Raw genomic sequence first — 16826 nt, 5'->3', positions numbered from 1 at the left:
GTGTACACGGCAGTCATAAGAAATAATTACAGATAGATATACCACCTCTATGGCCCGCACCAGGGTGCCGGGAGGTGTTTGGGGGAAGCCAGGATATGGATATTTGTCACCGCGCCAGGGTATTCGCTGCAGGGCTGGCGGCCCTGACGCTATCTTCTCTTGCCAGCGCCGCCCCGGTCGCTGTCGGCCGCGACCAGAGCGTGGCGTTGCAGGACCCATCCATTGTCAGGGTTGAGGTACTGGGAGCCGAAAACGTCGCGCCCGGTGACCCCGGCGCGGTAGTGGTTGATTTCACCGGCCAGAACGCCTGTCTGGTCTATGTCTACGAAGATACCGCGACGCTCAACCAGGACGTGCGCCTGGCCCTGTTCGACGCCAATGACGATATTGTCGGCCTGCCCATCATTAACGTCACCAACGCCTACCACAACTCTGTGGATCCGAGCTGCGGCACGGTCGCGATTCCGGCCACCAACACCCCGCCGGTTGCGGCGGATGACAATTTTGGCGCCGATTATGCCGGCCGCAATGTGCTGTCCAATGACTTCGATGCCGATGGTGATCCGATTACTGCCAGCCTGGTGACCGGCCCCCAGAATGGCAGTCTCACCCTGAATCAGAGTGGTACCTTCGTCTACGTCCCCGACGAGGATTTCTTCGGCACTGACAGTTTCACCTATCGGGCGGGTGACTTTGAGTCGTTGAGCAACGTTGCCACCGCAACCCTGCTGGTGCCGGAGCCAGTCAACAACGCTCCCAATGCTGTGGATGACGATTTCGGCGCTGACTTTGCCGATGCCAATGTCCTCGCCAATGACTCGGATCCCGATGGCGACGCCCTCAGCGCAGTGCTGGAGCAGGCTCCGGGCAACGGTACGCTGACTCTCAACTCCAGTGGCAGCTTCAGCTACAGCCCCGCCCCCGGGTTCGTGGGCGAGGTAAGCTTCAGTTACCGCGCTTCCGATGGTGAACTGCAGAGCAGTGTGGCGAGCGTCCGCTTCGTTATCAGCCCCGAGGCCTCCTCACCGCCGGTCGCGGTGGATGACGACTTCGCCGATGACTTCGATACCGGCAACGTGCTCGACAACGACCTGTTTTTCAATCGCGACACCCTCACGGTGGTGAAGGTGACCGACCCGATGGGTGGTACGCTGCAGATCAACCCCGACGGCAGCTATGTATACCGACCCTTTGCCGGCTTCACTGGCGGCGATTCCTTCACCTACCTGATTCGCGACCAGCAGGGGCGCGATTCCAATGTCGCCACGGTCGGCTTCAACGTAGACGGCGATGCAGCGGGCGAGGAAGGGGTGACCGGCAAGCAGGATGCAGACGGCACTACCGTGATCGCCAGCGCATCGCCCAACGAGTTGCGCGTGTCGCGCCGTATCGACAGTATTTGTACCCGCCTGGAGCCGGACAACGCCGACCAGGAAGACCTGCTCAACCTCTGTACCAATCTGCGCAGTCAGGGAACCACTGCCAAGCAGGCGCTGGTGGCGTTGCAAGCGCTGACCCCGGAGGAGCTGGCGGCCATGGGCAAATCCGTGCGCGTGCTCTCCTTTTCCCGCTTCCGCAATATCGGGGCGCGCATGGCGCGGGTCCGGGAGGGCGGTTCCAAAGGGCTCAGCCTGGCCGGGCTGAATCTCAGATACGGCGATACGGTAGTATCCGGTGACCAGCTCGACGCCGCCCTGGAAGAGTCCCGCAAGGCCCTGGGCATGGGCGCCAGCGGTGACAGCGAGGGCGAAGGCGAGTTGCTGGCGGGCAGTCGCGCGGGCCTCTGGGTCCGCGGTGACCTCAGCTTCGGCGAGCAGGATCGTACCGGCCTGGAGTCCGGTTTCGACTTCGACGCCCAGACCCTGACTGGTGGCCTCGATTACCGGATCAATGACAATCTGTTTGTGGGAACGTCGCTGTCGGTCGGCAAGACCGAGGTTGATTTTGACGCTAACGCCGCCTCCACCGACACCGACAATTACGCTTTGGCCTTCTACGGCAGTGTTTATCGCGGCGCCAGTTTTATGGATGCAGTGGCTAGCTACGGTTGGTCTGACGTCGAAACCGAACGCAATATTGTCTACCAGGATTTCGGCGGCAGCGTGAACCGCCGTGCGCAGGCCTCCACCGATGGCAACGAGTACTACATCAGCCTTAACGTGGGCCATTCGCTGGACTTCAGCGGATTCAAGTTTGACCCCCTGGTGAGGTTCTTCTATCTCGACGGCGAATTCGACGGCTTTACCGAGACCGGCGCCGGTGGTCTGGATCTCGTGGTCGACAAACAGGGCTTTGAATCCATGAGTCTGACTGCCAGCGGTCAACTCAGCTATACGCTCTTGCCCTCCTGGGGCGTAGTAACACCCTATGTGCGACTGGAGTACACCAGCGAATTCGAAGACAGCGCCGACGGCGTACGCTACCGCTTCGCCAACGATCCTTTCGCCGCAGCTGAAGAGTCGCTGCTGATTGACGTCGATGATCCGGACAGCAGCTACTTCATCTATGGCGCGGGCGTCGCAGCGCAGTTTGCCTACGGCGTCAGCGCATTTGTGTCGTACCAGGCGCTGGGCAGTTATGAAAACTTGAGCGGGGAAATTGTTTCGCTCGGCATGCGCTGGGAAATGTCGTTCTGACGCGACTGACGGCTACCCGATCAACAACAGTATTGACAGGACAGACATATGGCATCGTTAAAGCTCTCTGAATCCGCCTTTGGCTCGGTAGGTCTGAGCATTACCGAGAACCTGGATCTGGCGGCGCTCTCGGCGTCCCTGACCGCACTGCTGGGCCAGAGCTACCAGATCGACAGTCTGGATGTGTCCGGTGTCACACAGCAAGGGCTGCCAAACTTTGATCCCCAGGTGGGCGCTGGCGGGCTCACCGTCCTCGGCCTGGGCCTGCCTGGTAGTCGCATTACCATCGGTGCCTTTGATACCTTCTCGGTAAGTTTGCAACAGGACGCTCCTGCGGCCATCTCAGGTTTTGAAACCCTTGCCTTCACTCCCGAGACTGTGGCGTTTTTCGGATTTCCCTGGTTTTCCATTTCCGATGGAACGGTTATGAACTCGGTGGAAGAGATCCTGACCTTCGACAGCACCGTGCGTGTGTTCGATTATTCTGGAATTGGCGCCAAATCTCTGGACGTGCAGCTCGAAGCAGTAGCGTTCGGAGACAGTATTGAAAGTGCTCCATTCTCAGGCTTCACGGTCATTGGCAATGATGGCGACTCCGCCATCAGAGGCAATCCGGGATTTCAGAGTCTGTCTTACTATGGAAGCAACACTTACATTCTGGGCGAAGGTACCAATTCCTTCCTCGGGGGTTTTGACAACGCGCGTGTAACCGGTGGCTCCGGCCGTGATGCCATATTTGGTGGATTCGGGGACGATATCCTGGCAAGCGGCGCGGGCAATGACATCCTCTACGGCGGTGAAAGCTCTAACTTTGGGACCAGCACGCTCGACGGCGGGGCCGGCAACGACCTGCTATTTGGCAGCAGCGGCAATCATGAATTGACTGGCGGCGCCGACGGAGACCGCTTTGTCTTCGCCAATGACTACGAAATAGGCGTTGGCGAGGAGGGTGTTCCCAGCGTCAATACCGGGTTTGGGGTTTCCGACGGTGAGAACGGTACCAATGTCATCACCGACTTTACAGTGGGAGAGGACCTGCTGGCGTTTTCGCTCGACGACATCATGCTGGACCCACAGTCTGGATCTCTGAGTCTGGGGGTAGGGCAGCAGACAGGTAATCAGGGGGAACCGCTGCTCGAAGCCTCCATGTCCTTTGGCAGCGATCAGGAATTCTTCAGCATTGAAGATGTCGGCGGTGCAATGGGCGTCGGTAGCGTTGTATTCACGGTTGAGCAGTCGACGGCGGTGATTACCGACCGGCAATATCTCGATCAACCAGTTTTCATTTTAAATCAGGACAGTTTCTTTGATGGTGCCTATGAACTAGTGTACCGCTCAGCAGACCAGTCACAGAGCGGGACCTACGACATATTTGAGAACCTTCGACTGCAGCCGGTTATCTTTGGCAATAAACCTGCCGAGGGGCCGATCGGCGGCCAGGACAAGTTCGATCTCACCGCCCTGGGCCTCACTGATTTTGTCGTCGGTGACGGTGGTCCAGATACCCGTGAAATTGTCGACGCCGAGGGCGTGGGCACAACGGTAGCGGGTACCGAGGTCGCGGTGGAGGAGATCCTTTTCACCAGTATGGACTCTAGCTATCTCCTGGATCGACTATTGGCTGCTGAACCGTCGCAGGAGGACACCAGTGATTTCTTTCTCGACAACAGCGACCCCGACAACCTGGTTTACCGCGCGATGCATGTCGAGTATTCAAACATCGACGGCGAGGAGTTTATTGCCTACATCGATGCCGACCGCAATGGTGGATTTGATCTGGACACTGACATGGCGTTTTTCGTCCGGCTTGACTTCGCTGGCAGCCTCGGACTCAACGATGTCACCGACCTGTATAATCCGCTCGCAGCTGATGGTGGCACGGGGATCTTCATCTTTGAAGAAAGCCAATATGACTTCTGGTTGAACGATGAGTTTATTGATCTCTCACAGCAGCCAGGGTGAGGTACCTTGCCTTGCGGGGCCTGACTCCGGTTTCCAGTTGATGTGACGACTTCCCGCCCAAGCTCCGAGCTGTACCAGGCGCTGGCAAGCTTCCGTCCCTCCCTGCTGGCGCTGGGTGTGTTCAGCCTGTGTATCAACCTGCTGCTGTTGGCGCCCGCAATCTACATGCTGCAGGTGTACGACCGGGTAATAACCAGCGCCAGCGTGCCGACTCTGGTGATGCTGACCCTGGTGGTGCTGTTCCTGTTCGTCACCATCGGCGCGTTGGAATGGGTTCGCTCGCAGATTTTATTGAAGTTGGGATTGCGGCTGGAGCTGGCGCTGGATGACCGGGTGTTCGATGTCTCCTTCCGGGAGGCGCTGTACACCGGTGGTCGTTCAGCCCAGGGCCAGGCGCTGGGAGATCTCGCGGGCCTGCGCCAGTATCTGGCCAGCCCGGGTCCCAATGCGCTGTTCGATGTTCCCTGGTTGCCTGTCTACCTCTTCGTCATGTACCTCCTGCACCCATTGTTCGGGCTGGCGGGGCTGCTATCCGCCGTAGTACTGGTAGTGCTGGCGCTGCTCAATGCCCGGGTTAGCCGGCAGCCCCTGCAGGAAGTCAGCGACGCGACCGCGGACAGCAACGCCTTTGTCGCCCGCAATCTGCGCAATGCCGAGGTGGTGGAGTCCATGGGCATGCTCGGTGACATCCGGCGCCACTGGCGGCAGCGCCACTACACCCTGCTCTCCGCCCACGGTCGGGCCGCCGGTCGCGGCGCCATGCTGGGGTCCATTTCAAGGGTTTTCCGCCTGGCGGTGCAGTCGCTGGTGCTGGGGCTGGGTGCCTGGCTGGTGATTGAACAGCGCATCACTCCCGGGGTCATGATCGCGGGCTCAATCCTGCTGGGGCGCGCGCTGGCGCCTGTTGACCAGCTGATCGGCGGCTGGCGCCAGTGGGTGCAGGCGCGCCTGCAGTACCGGCGCCTGCAGGGGGCGCTGCAGCGCATCCCTCCGCGCCGCGAACGCATGTCGCTGCCCGCGCCGGAGGGCGTTATCACCGCGGAGAACGTCTCCATTGCCCCGCCCGGCAAGCGCGTAATGGTGGTGCGCAATGCCAACTTCCGCATCGAGCGGGGCGACGCCGTCGCCATTATCGGCCCCAGCGCCTCCGGCAAGACTTCACTGGTGCGCACCATGCTGGGGATCTGGCCGACGACCTCCGGCAAGATGCGGCTCGACGGGGCCGAGGTGTTCAGCTGGGACCGTGCCGAGTTGGGCCCGCATGTAGGGTATCTACCGCAGGACGTGGAGCTGTTTGAGGGCACAGTCAGCGCCAATATCGCCCGCTTCGGCGAAGTGGATCCGGCCAGCGTCGTAGCGGCGGCCAAACTGGCCAGTGTGCATGAGGCCATCCTGCGCCTGCCACTGGGCTACGACATGGATATCGGCGATGCCGGCAGCGCTCTCTCGGCGGGGCAGCGCCAGCGCGTGGCTCTCGCCCGCGCGCTCTACGGTAGCCCCCAGTTGCTGGTGCTGGATGAGCCCAACTCCAACCTGGATGACGAGGGCGAGCGCGCGCTGATTGCCGCCCTGCAGGCAGAAAAACGGCGCGGCGCAACTATCGTTGTGATTTCCCATCGCAATACCATCCTGGCGGCGGTGGACAAGTTACTGGTGATGCGGGAGGGCGCTATCGTCGCCTATGGGCCCAAGGCCGAGGTGCTGCAGCAGATGGAAGCGGGACGCAAGCAGGCCCAGGCCAAGCGTCAAGCGGGAGCGGCTGCGCCATGAACAGCGCGGTTCCCGAGAGCTCTGATCGCCGCTACCGCATGATTGGTATGCTGGTTGTGTTTGTTACCTTTGTGGTTTTCGGCGGCTGGGCCAGCCTGGCGCCGCTGGAGAGCGCGGCCCTGGCGCCGGGTGTGGTCACGGTCAAGGACTCCCGCAAGACCCTGCAGCACCTGGAGGGGGGGATCGTCGAGGAGATCCTGGTGGCTGAAGGCAGTACCGTTCGCGCCGGCGACCCGCTGGTGCGGTTGGATACCACGCAACTGGAGGCGGAGCGTTCCATGCTGCGGGGCCAGTATGTCAGCCTCCAGGCCCTGGAGGCGCGCCTGCTGGCGGAGCGGGATGACCTCGATGCGGTAGTCTATCCGCCTGAATTCACTGCAATGCAGGATTCGCGCGTGGACGCGGCCATCGCCGGCCAGAACGCGGTGTTCAATGCCCGTCGCGAGGCGACCGCCGGCGAGCGCGAAGTGCTGGAGCAGCGCATAGAGCAACTCAGTTCCCAAAGCGACGGCATTCGGGCGGTGCGCGAAAGCAACGCGCGTTTGCTGGAATCCTTCGACACCGAGATGCGCGATCTGCGGCGCCTGCAGGAACAGGGCTTTACCGGCAAACAGCGTTTGACTGAGTTGGAGCGGGAGCGGGCCAGCCTGGTGGGCGAGAACGCGGAGGCCCTGTCGCGAATTGCCGGCAACGAGATCCGCATCGGTGAGACCCGGCTGCAGATTATCCAGCTGGACCGCCATCGGCACACCGAGATCGTGAATGAGCTGGAGACAGTGCAAGCCAAGCTCTACGATCTCGGCGAGCGTCTGCGCGCGCTGGAAGACCGCCTGGCTCGCGGCGTCATCCGGGCTCCGGTAAGCGGCGTCGTGCTCGGCCTGGCAGTGCACACCGTCGGTGGTGTGATACGGCCGGGAACGGCGCTGATGGATATTGTGCCCGAGCAGCTACAGCTGATAATCGAAGCGGAAATTGCACCGCAGGATATAGATCGGGTTCGCGCCGGCGATCACGCGCGGATCCGGTTCAGCGCGTTCAAGAGCGCGACTACCCTGGTTGCCGAGGGGACGATCATAAATCTTTCCGCGGACCGGCTGGTGCGGGAGTCCGGCGGCGCGCCCTACTACCTGGCGCAGGTGGAGGTGGATCCTGCCAGTCTGGCGCGCATGCCCCATGTTCGCCTGCTCCCGGGTATGCCCGCGGAAGTGCTGGTCAGCACCGGCACTCGCACCCTGCTGCAATACCTGCTGCAGCCTGCAAGCAACGTTATCGCACGTTCCCTCATCGAGGACTAGATCGCCATGCAACTCGCGGAGCACAGTTAATACGTGTCGGCTTGATTGTATTGCTGGTATTGCTGGTATTGCTGGACCTGAGTCTGCGGCCGGCGCTGTTCTCCCTGGCCCCGCTGCTGGCACGGATGCATCAGCATAGAAAGGCCGCCATCAGGCGGCCATTTCATGCTTTTTGTCCGGACCAGTGGAAAAAAGAGAACCTGGCCGATTACCGGACGCGCCTGAGCGCGATCAGCGTTTGCGAGTCATTGACCCATACCGCGACCGCCGTGCCGGTATACTGCTCTCCCAAATCGGTGTCGGTTGCGGGTGCAGCGTCGGGAGCCTTTTCTTCACCGTTCCATATCCATACGTTACACATGAGGTCTGTGCCACAGGCGGCTTGGCCAGCTTCACGCCAGATCGAGTCTCCGGCTTCCGGAGTGCAGATTACCAGTGCCACCTCTGAACTTCGATCCTTCAAAACGCATTCCGCCGGCATCCGCCCATTGTAAGATTCGGCAGAAAAGGTTGCTGGAGCTGCGCCGATCAAGGCAGTCAGGCATAGGATTCTGAGAAGAACGGTTTTCACGTTGGCATCTCCCATGAGGGATTGAATAAGGTAAACGAGGCGAGAGCCTGACTGTCCCGCAAACTCTACGAGCCTGCAGGCAGGGAGGCGGGAAAAGTGTTGCCCTTGCGGGCAACACTTCTGGCGTTTCAGACCGCTGCTCTCACGGTCATCCTGCCTGAACGCAACGCGGCGATCAACGTTCCGATCAAGAACAGCGGCAGTGTGCCGGGCACGGGCACGCGTGTCGGATCAGGGTTGGGGGTTACCGAAGCGATCACCTTGGCCAAAATAACCGGTTCCAGTGAGTTGAAATCGCTGATGGGTACCACAAAACTGCCGTTGAGCGGGTTAGGGATATTGGTTGTGTTGACGCCCAAAATCGATACCGGATCGGGAAATGCAATCTGAGACAGATTGCTGAGCGCACTTTGGCTTGCCACCCCGGACCCTATGGCCTCAATGGAGAGCGCGTCGATCCCGGCCGCGGCAGCGGCTTGCGCTGAGGCTTCGGCCGCTGATTGACTATTTGGAAAACCGTCAGTCGCCAGATTGATTATTGACGTGACATCTGGTTCCTGAAATACCGAAGACCCCGTCATCAGGGCGGTCAACGAGTCAATCGCTGCGGCGGTATTGGTTCCTCCACCCGCTTTAGTATGGTTTACGATGTTGACTTGAATACCTTGCAGGCTGGCAGCGGTCAGGATGGTGGGGGAAACCACGGTGCTTACGGAGCTGCCGTAAGTCACCACCGTGATCTCGATGGTCCCGTCTGCCGGAATGGCAGCCATTGCGTTGCTCAGGCCGGACCTTAGTAGGTTGTAGTTAGATGTGGACACGCTTCCCGATCCGTCGAGGGCGAAGCCTAGTTGAAAGGGCGCTGCCCATGCCGACGACACGGTTGCCAGTGTCGCAGCAAGTCCGACAAGCAGCGGGGCTAAAAGTCTTCTGAATAAAGTCATGAGACGCTTCTCCAATTTGTTTGAGAATGTTGGGAAAGAGCGATAATAGATGCGAGACTCTTTCCACCCGCCTGTTCCAGCAAAATTGTACTCACGCTCATGCGGGCAACCTAAACGTAGCAAAATCAAGGCCAAACTGGAGATTATTTTTATTTATTAGCACGTTATTTCCGATAAGAGGTGCTGGGGGATTGGGCTAAATAAGGAACTGTAAAGAAAGCCGACAGTCTGAGTCGATCATCAATCGGCAGAGTTTGGCACCGATGGTCCGCGAGCATCGCTCAGCGACGATTGTGGCGTTCGGCTGCAACCGCCCCCGCCATATCTAGTGAAAATAAGTTACCGCTGTTGCCTGTGCCTGATTTCGGAACGGAGGGCGCTCCAAACCGGTCATTGTGGGTGACACGCTTTGATATTATCGTGACATGAGGCTTGAGGCGAAGGTTTCGGATGTAACTGCTGTATAGAGACAGGAAGCCAACCGGACCGCCGTCCACCGCGTGCTGCGCGAGCACCTGAACGCCGTGCCCCCGGGACAGTGAACTTGGTGCGCTACAGGAAGACGACCTGAAGGCGCATATTCGCGGCTGCTGCGGGAGAAGAATGCCGTGCTGCACGCACACAGCTTTACGGACCCGATCCTACAGGGCCTCGCAGCCTTCGGACTTAACCACACACTCTCGAAGTGGGATAATCAGGGCCACAGTTAATGATCAGGATACAATGATGGGGAATCTTATAATCGCAGCATAGAAGATTGAAGCACAACTCGAGCCGGAAGTGAGAGCACTCGCCGCAGTGGCGGAGGAAGCAGATCAGGTGCCGTTTGCTGAAGGCGTGGATCTTCCCGCTGAGATTGCCCGACGCGAAACCCGGCTTGTAGCGGTGGCTGAAGCAAAAAGGAAGACTGGGGTGCGAGCGCAAGAACGTTTTGAGCGTGAGGAGGCCGAATACCAACACAAAAAGCTAGACGGCGGGCCCGGAGCGACATGGGGGAAACACCCCGAGGCCGGGAGCATGAATCACCACTGCCCGGCCTTCGGGATACTGACCAAGTGAACCTAAGCGGTAAAGAATCCCGTATCATGCCGATATCCGGTGGCGGCTTTGAGCAGCTGACCGAATTGGAGTGGGAGCGGGCCAGCCTGGTGGGCGAGAACGCGGAGGCCCTGTCGCGAATGCCCGGCAACGAGATCCGCATCGGTGAGACCCGGCTGCAGCCTGCAAGCAACGTTAGCGCACGTTCCCTCATCGAGGACCAGATCGCCATGCAACTCGCGGAGCAGCGTTAGTGCGCGTCGGCTTGATCGTGTTGCTGGTACTGGTGGGCCTGAACCTGCGCCCGGCGCTGTCCTCCCTGGCCCCGCTTTTAGCCCGTGTGCAGTCCGAGACAGGACTGTCGGCGGCCGCGATCGGAGCCCTGACCACGCTGCCAGTGCTTTGTCTGGGCCTGTTCGCGCCACTGGCGCCCTGGCTGTCGCGCCGTATCGGGATCGAGCGGACCCTGTCCCTGGCCCTGCTGCTGTTGGCTGCGGCCCTGGCGCTGCGGGCCAGCGCCAATATCTGGCCCCTGTACGCAGGCACCGCCCTGGTCGGTGCCGCTATCGGCATTGCCGGCACCGTGCTGCCGGTCTTGGTGAAGCGCGACCTGCCGCGTGGAGCAGACCTCATGACCGGCGTTTACACCATGGCGCTGTGCCTGGGGGGTGCTCTGGGCGCCGGCCTCAGCATTCCCCTGGCTGAATGGCTGGGCAGTTGGCAGCGCAGCCTGGCCAGTTGGTCGCTGCTGGCCCTGTTCGCCCTGGTGTGCTGGCGCCTGAGTGCGCCGCATCCGGTCCCGGATCGCCTGGCGCGGCAGCAGTCCAGCCCGGGGCGTGGCCTGTTGCGGTCGCCCCTGGCCTGGCAGGTGACCCTGCTGATGGGCTCCCAGTCATCCCTGGCCTATATTGTGTTCGGTTGGTTGCCAGTCCTGTTGCAACGGCGCGGGGTCGGCGAGGCCGAGGCGGGTTTGTTGCTAGGAGCTTCAGTGTTTGTGCAGCTATTCGCGGCTCTGGCCGCACCCTGGCTGGCGCGCCTGGGTCGCGATCAGCGCCCGGCGCTGGTTTTTTTGCTGCTGCTGATCGGCATCGGCTTCTACTGCCTGCTGCAGGGGCCGCCCGCGCTGCGCTGGCCCGGCGTGGTCGCGCTGGGTCTGGGCCAGGGTGGCAGCTTCAGTCTGGCTTTGACCCTGCTGGTGTTGCGCAGCGCCAATCCGGCGGTGGCCGGTCAGCTCTCGGGGATGACCCAGGGTATAGGTTATTGTCTGGCCGCACTGGGCCCCCTGGGGGTTGGTATCATGCTGCAGCTCAATGCGTCGTTGACCGTGATATGGGCGGCGCTGACGGCGGTGGTTGCCATGGCTGTCGGCCTTGCATTGCTGGCGGGCCGACGCCTGGTGCTGGATCTGGATGCTGGCGGGCGGTTCGTGACTCGCCGCCACAGGCGCTAGTCTTCCTCCAGATCCTCGTCTTCCTCTTCGGTCGCGTCGAGCGGCACTGAATGGTCGTTCTCACCGGCTGCCTCCGCCGCGGAAGCCTCTTGTGTTGCGCTTTCCCGGGACCCATTGTCGCCGTCTGCAGCTGTCCCGGTGACGGCACCTTCCCCGGCAGCCACAGAGGCCGGCGGCCTGACCTGGCCCTTGGGGGGAGCAATACCGATATGGTGGGTGGCAAAGCCGGGCTGAACCACCTGGTTCAGCGCCATACCGATGATGCGGCCGTTGTAGCTGGAGACAATGCGGGTGCGGACGTTGGTGATGGGGTTGGTCACGGTGCCCAGTACGTCGCCCTTCCTGACGGATTGCCCCAACGCGACGCGGCTGAACACGATACCGCCCACCGGCGCTCGCTGCCACGCCGAGTTGTAGTACACCGGCTCCGGATCGCCCCAGAGGCTGAAGCGGGTGGTCATGCCAAGATGGTTGAGCAGGGTGCGGACACCCTTGACGCTATGGCTGACGCTATCTTCATCCAGTACCGACGGGCCGCCTGCTTCCAGGGTCACGGCCGGGATCCCGGCCTCTACGGCGGACCGCCGCAGGGTGCCGGAGGTACCCTCGCTGTGCACCACCACGGTAGAACCAAAGCCCTTGGTCAATTGCACAACCCTGGGGTCGCCGAGGTCGCCGCGCAGTTGCGGCAGGTTGGTGCGATAGAAGGAGCCGGTATGCAGGTCTACCAGCGCGCTGCAGTGCGCGATCACTTCGTGGAAAAAGGAGTAGGCCAGGCGCGAGGCGGAGCTGCCGCTGGGGTCCCCGGGGAAGTAGCGGTTGAGGTCGCGGCGGTCACTGAGATAGCGCGAGCCGGAATGGAAACCCTGCAGGTTGACGATGGGCACGCCGATCACCGCCCCCTTGAGCTTGCCGGGATCCAGGTTGTACAGCACCCGGCGGACGGTTTCGATGCCGTTGAGCTCGTCGCCATGCAGGGCCGCTGTCAGGCACAGGGTGGGCCCCGGCTCAACACCGTTGACCACCAGTACCGGGGTGGCGATGTAAATGCCCTCGAACGACTGCGTCGGAGCCCAGGCCAGCCGGGTTGAGGTCCTCGGGGGCACTTCGGTACCCAGCAAAACCAGGTCCTGACCCGCTTCCGGCTCATTGATTACCGTGATCTCTGGTATCGGTGGGGATGCGATCGGTTCGTCCAGCGGCATGTTGCGCGCCTTGGGCAGCTCCTCCCGGTCTGCCTCGCCCGCCTCCTGCTCCAGCGCTTCGGTGTCCGCTTCTCCAGCTACCGGCTCCGCTTCTGGCTCTGGCTCTGGCTCTGGCTCTGGCTCTGGCTCAGGTTCTGGCTCAGGTTCTGGTTCGGAAGTTGCAGCCGCAGTTTCTGCCGCATCCGACGATATGTCGACTTCAACCACGACTGGAGCCTCCGCTTCAGGTGCCTGCGCCCGGATCAACCCTGGAGCCAACAGCAGCGACATCAGCGCGAGGGTGAGCAGCCGTCCCGTGGTACTGTCTTTGCGGGAATTGCTGTGCTTGGGGCGCGGCAAAACAGGGCTCCTGTCTGGAAGTAGCGGCCATTCTAGCAGATTTGCCGCTCTGGACAGGTGGAGATCGACAATGTGCTTGTGTTTCCTTCGCCGCAATGCAAAATAAGTCAAGCGACGGCCCAGACGCGAACCAGGCGTGAAGAATCGGCTCTGCAGCTATCCAGAACAAACCCGGGGAAATGCGATGTTCAGGGAATTCAAGGAATTTGCGATGCGCGGCAATGTCGTCGACATGGCTGTGGGGATCATTATTGGCGGCGCCTTTGGCACCATCGTGAAAAGCCTGGTCGCCGATGTACTGATGCCGCCGATCGGATTGTTGGTGGGGGGCGTGGATTTTTCCGATTTGTTCATCACTCTGAAACAGGGCGCTATTGCAGGACCCTATGCCACACTGGCCAGTGCCCAGGCGGCAGGGGCTGTTACCGTCAGCTATGGCCTGTTTATCAACGCCGTGATCAGCTTCCTCATCGTGGCCTTTGCCGTGTTTCTGCTGATTCGCGGTATTAACCGACTGCAGCGCGAGGAAGAGACCCCGCCCGCGGCACCCAGCGAGAAGGAATGCCCTTACTGCTTTTCCAACATATCGATCAGGGCCACTCGCTGTAGCCACTGCACGTCCAATCTGGAAGCAGCCTGAGCCCGCAGGTGGCCGACAGGGTGGTGGACATAGCGGAACGGGCGCGCCACAGCCGCGGTGCAGGGCTTTGGCTTTCGCTGCCGCTCACCCTTTTTACGCCCGTGGCGGGGGCGCAACAACTGTTGGGCGCTACCGTCACCGAAACAACCCTGACCGTGCTGCTGGCAATGATGGCGCTTACGCTGACTGTCGTGCTGGTGCTGTATCGTCGCCAGCGGCTGCTTACTGCCTTGTTGCGGCAGGAGTCGCGCACCGATTACCTCACCCACATTCCCAACCGGCGCTACTTTTTCGAAGTGCTGGATAGCAATATCGCCATGGCTTCCAGATACCAGCAGCCGCTCTGTCTGGCCGTGTTGGACGTGGATTATTTCAAGAAGGTCAACGACACCTACGGCCACACCGTGGGCGACAAAGTGCTGGTGAGTATCGCCGGTAGCCTGCAGTCCCGCCTGCGGCGGTCGGACAGCGTGGGGCGGCTCGGGGGTGAAGAGTTTGCCATTCAGCTGCCCATGACCAGCTTGAGTGCCGGGGCGATAATCGCCGAGCGTCTGCGCCAGCATGTAGCCGCGCTCGAGTTCCCGGGGCTGAATCCGCCGCTGGCGATCCGTTGCAGTATAGGAGTGGCGGTGTTTGCAGCCGATATGTCGGCTGAAGCGCTTTATCACGCTGCGGACGGCGCGCTGTACCGGGCCAAGGAGAGTGGCCGCAACCGCATCGTGGTGGAGGGGGTAGTGTCTGCTGAGCGGCATCCATCGCCCAAGCCGCCGGTACCGGCGGCACTCTCAGGCTGACTTCAGCTTTTCCAGCTGTTGCCGTCTTTCGCGATTGATGCGTGCCAGGTCCGTCATGGCGTCACTGGCGATACCCACCACCGTGCCCAGCCAGCGTCCCCCGAGGCGGGTGTTGTTGATGGCGCAGCGTGGCGCGGCGGTCAATGGCGTCTCGCGCAGGATCCGCAGCGAGTCGCGCAGCGAGTTGCGCAATGTTTCAGCCGTGGCCTGCGCCGCGCTGTGATTGGCGCTGCCGAGCACGTCCATTGATTCGATTATCGCTTCCAGGCCGGTCCACTCCGCCAGCACTTCCTGCTCTATGCGCCGGCGTGCACCCCGGCGCAGTTTGCGTCTCAGGTTCCTGAACTCACGGTCGATTCTTGGTCCGAACACCGGGTCGGTGGCGGGCTGCAGGCGGTCGTCCAGTTCCAGTTCCAACCAGTCCGCCGGTGTCAGGACAGATTCGATTCTGGGAAATACCAGCTGCTCCTCGCTGCGCATGTGGGCCAGGCTGTGGTCAATGTAGGCGCGTCCCGCGCTGACTACAGCGTCGCTGTCAGCCGCCCCCTGGCGCCAGTAAGCGATCAGCTCCTGCAGCGCCAGCGCGCTGTGCGCCATGGCATCGTGCTGGCGCTGCAGGCTGTCGACATCATCGGCCAGCTGCCGGTCAAGCTCGGCCGCGCGTCCATAGATCAGGTCCTCCCGCGGGTGATGGTAGCGATCCGCCCAGGTGACCATGTAGGACATGATCTCGTACAGCACATGGCTGTCGGCCGTTGTGTCACTTTCAATGGCGTCCAACTGCGCGGCCATCAACAGCGTGATGCGGGCAATGTGCTCGTGCTCCGCCAGCAGAGTGGTGATCAGGGGTGGTCTGGTGTGTTCGTCGCTCATCGGTGCTCCCCGGTGTTAACGATCGGGATTTGTTGGCCGACAGGTTAGCCTATTCCCTTGTCCTGATACATTGATCTGTCGCATGGGCCGATTGCGGTGAGGTCAGCGCTCAAGCTCCACGACAGGGATACGCAGGATGGTCCGCAGGTGGTGCTCCCGGTCGCCCACGATGTCCTCCAGAGTGTAGTCGTCCAGGGTCGCTGCGAACGCATTCAATGCTTCGCGCAGGGCCCGGGCCAGACCGCAGTTGCCCTGGATGGCACAGTCACCGTTGCTCTCAAAGCATTCCACCAGCGCGCTGGAGGTTTCCATCGTGCGGAACACGTCGCCGACCACGATTTCTCCAGCGGGACGGGCCAGGGTCAGGCCGCCGCCCTTGCCGCGGGCCGCATCGACGAAGCCGTGGTGATGCAGTCGCTGCACAACCTTGGTCAGGTGGTGCCGCGAGATGGCGTAGCCTTCTGCTACATCGCGGATCGTGTGTCGACGCCCTGCGCCCACCGCGAGGTAGATAAGGGTACGCAAGGCGTAGTCGGTATATTGGGTCAAGCGCATCAGTCAGTCTTGTCTCGAAAGAGGTTAACAGCGCTGGGCCTCGGCACTGTTGGCTGGGAGTCGGTGATAGAAATACCACCATGGCGGGCAATTCTGGGAGCTGTGCATCTTAGCGGGAACGTCCCGCCGACGCCATCGCTCGCTGTGGCACCTGCACTCCGATCAAGGTTGACGCCGGCCTGAAATAGGTGTGAAAATAAATACATGCATTTAGTATACCACTTATAAATAGCTTGCCTGGCGGCAATTTTCCGTTTTGGGGACTGCAGTGCACAAGGGGAACTTAGCATGATGGACTCGCTCACACGGTCGGCGGCGCGCAATATATTCTTTGGCGGGTCGCTGTTTTTCTTTCTGGTTTTCGCTGGGCTAACCGCGCACAGCCACTGGTACATGGTGAACGTCTCTACCGACAAGGAGGGGCTCACGGAATCTGTGGCGGCCGGCAAGCATGTGTGGGAGAAGCACAGCTGTATCAACTGCCACACCATACTCGGCGAGGGGGCTTACTTTGCCCCGGAACTGGGCAATGTGTGGACCCGCTATGGCGGCCGGGAAAATCCAGATGGAGCCCGCGCCGGCATCAAGGGCTGGATCAAAGCGCAGCCCCTGAATGTGCCCGGGCGCCGGCAGATGCCCTATTTCGAGATAAGCGAAGAAGAATTGGACGATCTGGTGGACTTTTTCCGCTGGACCGACTCGATCAATACCCAGGGCTGGCCGCCACACCCGGTGGGCTGAACACAGGGCCCGG

General features: G+C 61.2%; 14 protein-coding genes. 10 read left to right on the top strand and 4 right to left on the bottom strand.

What is annotated here, in order from left to right:
• Positions 1-95: 95 nt before the first annotated feature.
• Genes Q6D67_RS02190 through Q6D67_RS02170 form a run of 5 tightly spaced genes read left to right on the top strand, consistent with a single transcriptional unit; the run spans position 96 to position 8157 of the window.
• The gene (locus Q6D67_RS02190) at positions 96-2636 is read left to right on the top strand and encodes an Ig-like domain-containing protein (protein WP_304703886.1); all 2541 of its coding nucleotides are present in this window, start codon (positions 96-98) and stop codon (positions 2634-2636) included.
• A gap of 48 nt (positions 2637-2684) precedes the next feature.
• Entirely contained in the window at positions 2685-4598 is a 1914-nt protein-coding gene (locus tag Q6D67_RS02185) for a calcium-binding protein (RefSeq protein ID WP_304703885.1), read from the top strand.
• 42 nt (positions 4599-4640) lie between these two features.
• Positions 4641-6368 (top strand): type I secretion system permease/ATPase, encoded by a 1728-nt coding sequence (locus Q6D67_RS02180; RefSeq protein ID WP_304703884.1) that lies wholly within the window; start codon positions 4641-4643, stop codon positions 6366-6368.
• Positions 6365-7663, top strand: coding sequence for an HlyD family type I secretion periplasmic adaptor subunit (locus tag Q6D67_RS02175; protein ID WP_304703883.1), 1299 nt, complete (start codon positions 6365-6367; stop codon positions 7661-7663). The genes Q6D67_RS02180 and Q6D67_RS02175 overlap by 4 nt, the downstream gene beginning before the upstream one ends.
• A 41-nt stretch (positions 7664-7704) precedes the next feature.
• Positions 7705-8157, top strand: a complete 453-nt coding sequence (locus Q6D67_RS02170) for a hypothetical protein (protein ID WP_304703882.1) — start codon at positions 7705-7707, stop codon at positions 8155-8157.
• 205 nt (positions 8158-8362) lie between these two features.
• Here the strand turns inward: Q6D67_RS02170 and Q6D67_RS02165 are convergent, their stop codons facing one another.
• Complete coding sequence (locus Q6D67_RS02165; protein WP_304703881.1) at positions 8363-9178, bottom strand: vWA domain-containing protein; 816 nt, start codon at positions 9176-9178, stop codon at positions 8363-8365.
• A 1085-nt stretch (positions 9179-10263) separates the two neighbouring features.
• Between Q6D67_RS02165 and Q6D67_RS02160 the strand changes: the two genes are divergently transcribed.
• Complete coding sequence (locus Q6D67_RS02160) at positions 10264-10470, top strand: hypothetical protein (RefSeq protein ID WP_304703880.1); 207 nt, start codon at positions 10264-10266, stop codon at positions 10468-10470.
• Positions 10470-11666, top strand: a complete 1197-nt coding sequence (locus Q6D67_RS02155; RefSeq protein ID WP_304703879.1) for an MFS transporter — start codon at positions 10470-10472, stop codon at positions 11664-11666. Before Q6D67_RS02160 ends, Q6D67_RS02155 begins: the two co-directional genes overlap by 1 nt.
• Here the strand turns inward: Q6D67_RS02155 and Q6D67_RS02150 are convergent.
• The gene (locus Q6D67_RS02150) at positions 11663-13210 is read right to left on the bottom strand and encodes a succinylglutamate desuccinylase/aspartoacylase family protein (RefSeq protein ID WP_304703878.1); all 1548 of its coding nucleotides are present in this window, start codon (positions 13208-13210) and stop codon (positions 11663-11665) included. The two genes, Q6D67_RS02155 and Q6D67_RS02150, sit on opposite strands and share 4 nt — an antisense overlap.
• Before the next feature lie 184 nt (positions 13211-13394).
• Here Q6D67_RS02150 and mscL point away from each other — a divergent pair, with 184 nt between their 5' ends.
• Both mscL and Q6D67_RS02140 read left to right on the top strand, forming a co-directional pair.
• Positions 13395-13850, top strand: a complete 456-nt coding sequence (gene mscL / locus Q6D67_RS02145; RefSeq protein ID WP_370551910.1) for a large conductance mechanosensitive channel protein MscL — start codon at positions 13395-13397, stop codon at positions 13848-13850.
• Between the two features lie 8 nt (positions 13851-13858).
• A complete protein-coding gene (locus Q6D67_RS02140; protein WP_304703877.1) occupies positions 13859-14644 on the top strand; it encodes a GGDEF domain-containing protein in 786 nt (261 codons plus the stop codon).
• Here the strand turns inward: Q6D67_RS02140 and Q6D67_RS02135 are convergent.
• Together Q6D67_RS02135 and Q6D67_RS02130 are read right to left on the bottom strand one after the other, a co-directional pair.
• On the bottom strand, positions 14636-15517 hold the full coding sequence (locus Q6D67_RS02135) for a hemerythrin domain-containing protein (protein ID WP_304703876.1): 882 nt from the start codon (positions 15515-15517) through the stop codon (positions 14636-14638). The two genes, Q6D67_RS02140 and Q6D67_RS02135, sit on opposite strands and share 9 nt — an antisense overlap.
• 102 nt (positions 15518-15619) lie before the next feature.
• Positions 15620-16072 carry an Rrf2 family transcriptional regulator gene (locus tag Q6D67_RS02130; protein WP_304703875.1) on the bottom strand — a complete coding sequence of 151 codons (453 nt, stop codon included), beginning with the start codon at positions 16070-16072 and terminating at the stop codon, positions 15620-15622.
• Positions 16073-16360: 288 nt separating this feature from the next.
• Between Q6D67_RS02130 and Q6D67_RS02125 the strand changes: the two genes are divergently transcribed.
• Positions 16361-16813 (top strand): cytochrome c, encoded by a 453-nt coding sequence (locus tag Q6D67_RS02125; protein WP_304703874.1) that lies wholly within the window; start codon positions 16361-16363, stop codon positions 16811-16813.
• The last annotated feature ends 13 nt before the right edge of the window (positions 16814-16826 follow it).

It is taken from the genome of Haliea sp. E1-2-M8 (assembly GCF_030649675.1).
GTDB lineage: Bacteria > Pseudomonadota > Gammaproteobacteria > Pseudomonadales > Halieaceae > Haliea.
Note: the sequence above shows the minus strand (reverse complement) of the source record. Positions and strands in the feature narration are given on the sequence as shown.

Excerpts from the sequence above, each read along its gene's own strand:
- Q6D67_RS02165 (WP_304703881.1), bottom strand. The coding sequence starts at position 9,178 with ATGACTTTATTCAGAAGACTTTTAGCCCCGCTGCTTGTCGGACTTGCT.
- Q6D67_RS02185 (WP_304703885.1), top strand. The coding sequence starts at position 2,685 with ATGGCATCGTTAAAGCTCTCTGAATCCGCCTTTGGCTCGGTAGGTCTG.
- Q6D67_RS02130 (WP_304703875.1), bottom strand. The coding sequence starts at position 16,072 with ATGCGCTTGACCCAATATACCGACTACGCCTTGCGTACCCTTATCTAC.
- Q6D67_RS02190 (WP_304703886.1), top strand. The coding sequence starts at position 96 with ATGGATATTTGTCACCGCGCCAGGGTATTCGCTGCAGGGCTGGCGGCC.
- Q6D67_RS02160 (WP_304703880.1), top strand. The coding sequence starts at position 10,264 with ATGCCGATATCCGGTGGCGGCTTTGAGCAGCTGACCGAATTGGAGTGG.
- Q6D67_RS02175 (WP_304703883.1), top strand. The coding sequence starts at position 6,365 with ATGAACAGCGCGGTTCCCGAGAGCTCTGATCGCCGCTACCGCATGATT.
- Q6D67_RS02125 (WP_304703874.1), top strand. The coding sequence starts at position 16,361 with ATGATGGACTCGCTCACACGGTCGGCGGCGCGCAATATATTCTTTGGC.
- Q6D67_RS02135 (WP_304703876.1), bottom strand. The coding sequence starts at position 15,517 with ATGAGCGACGAACACACCAGACCACCCCTGATCACCACTCTGCTGGCG.
- mscL (WP_370551910.1), top strand. The coding sequence starts at position 13,395 with ATGTTCAGGGAATTCAAGGAATTTGCGATGCGCGGCAATGTCGTCGAC.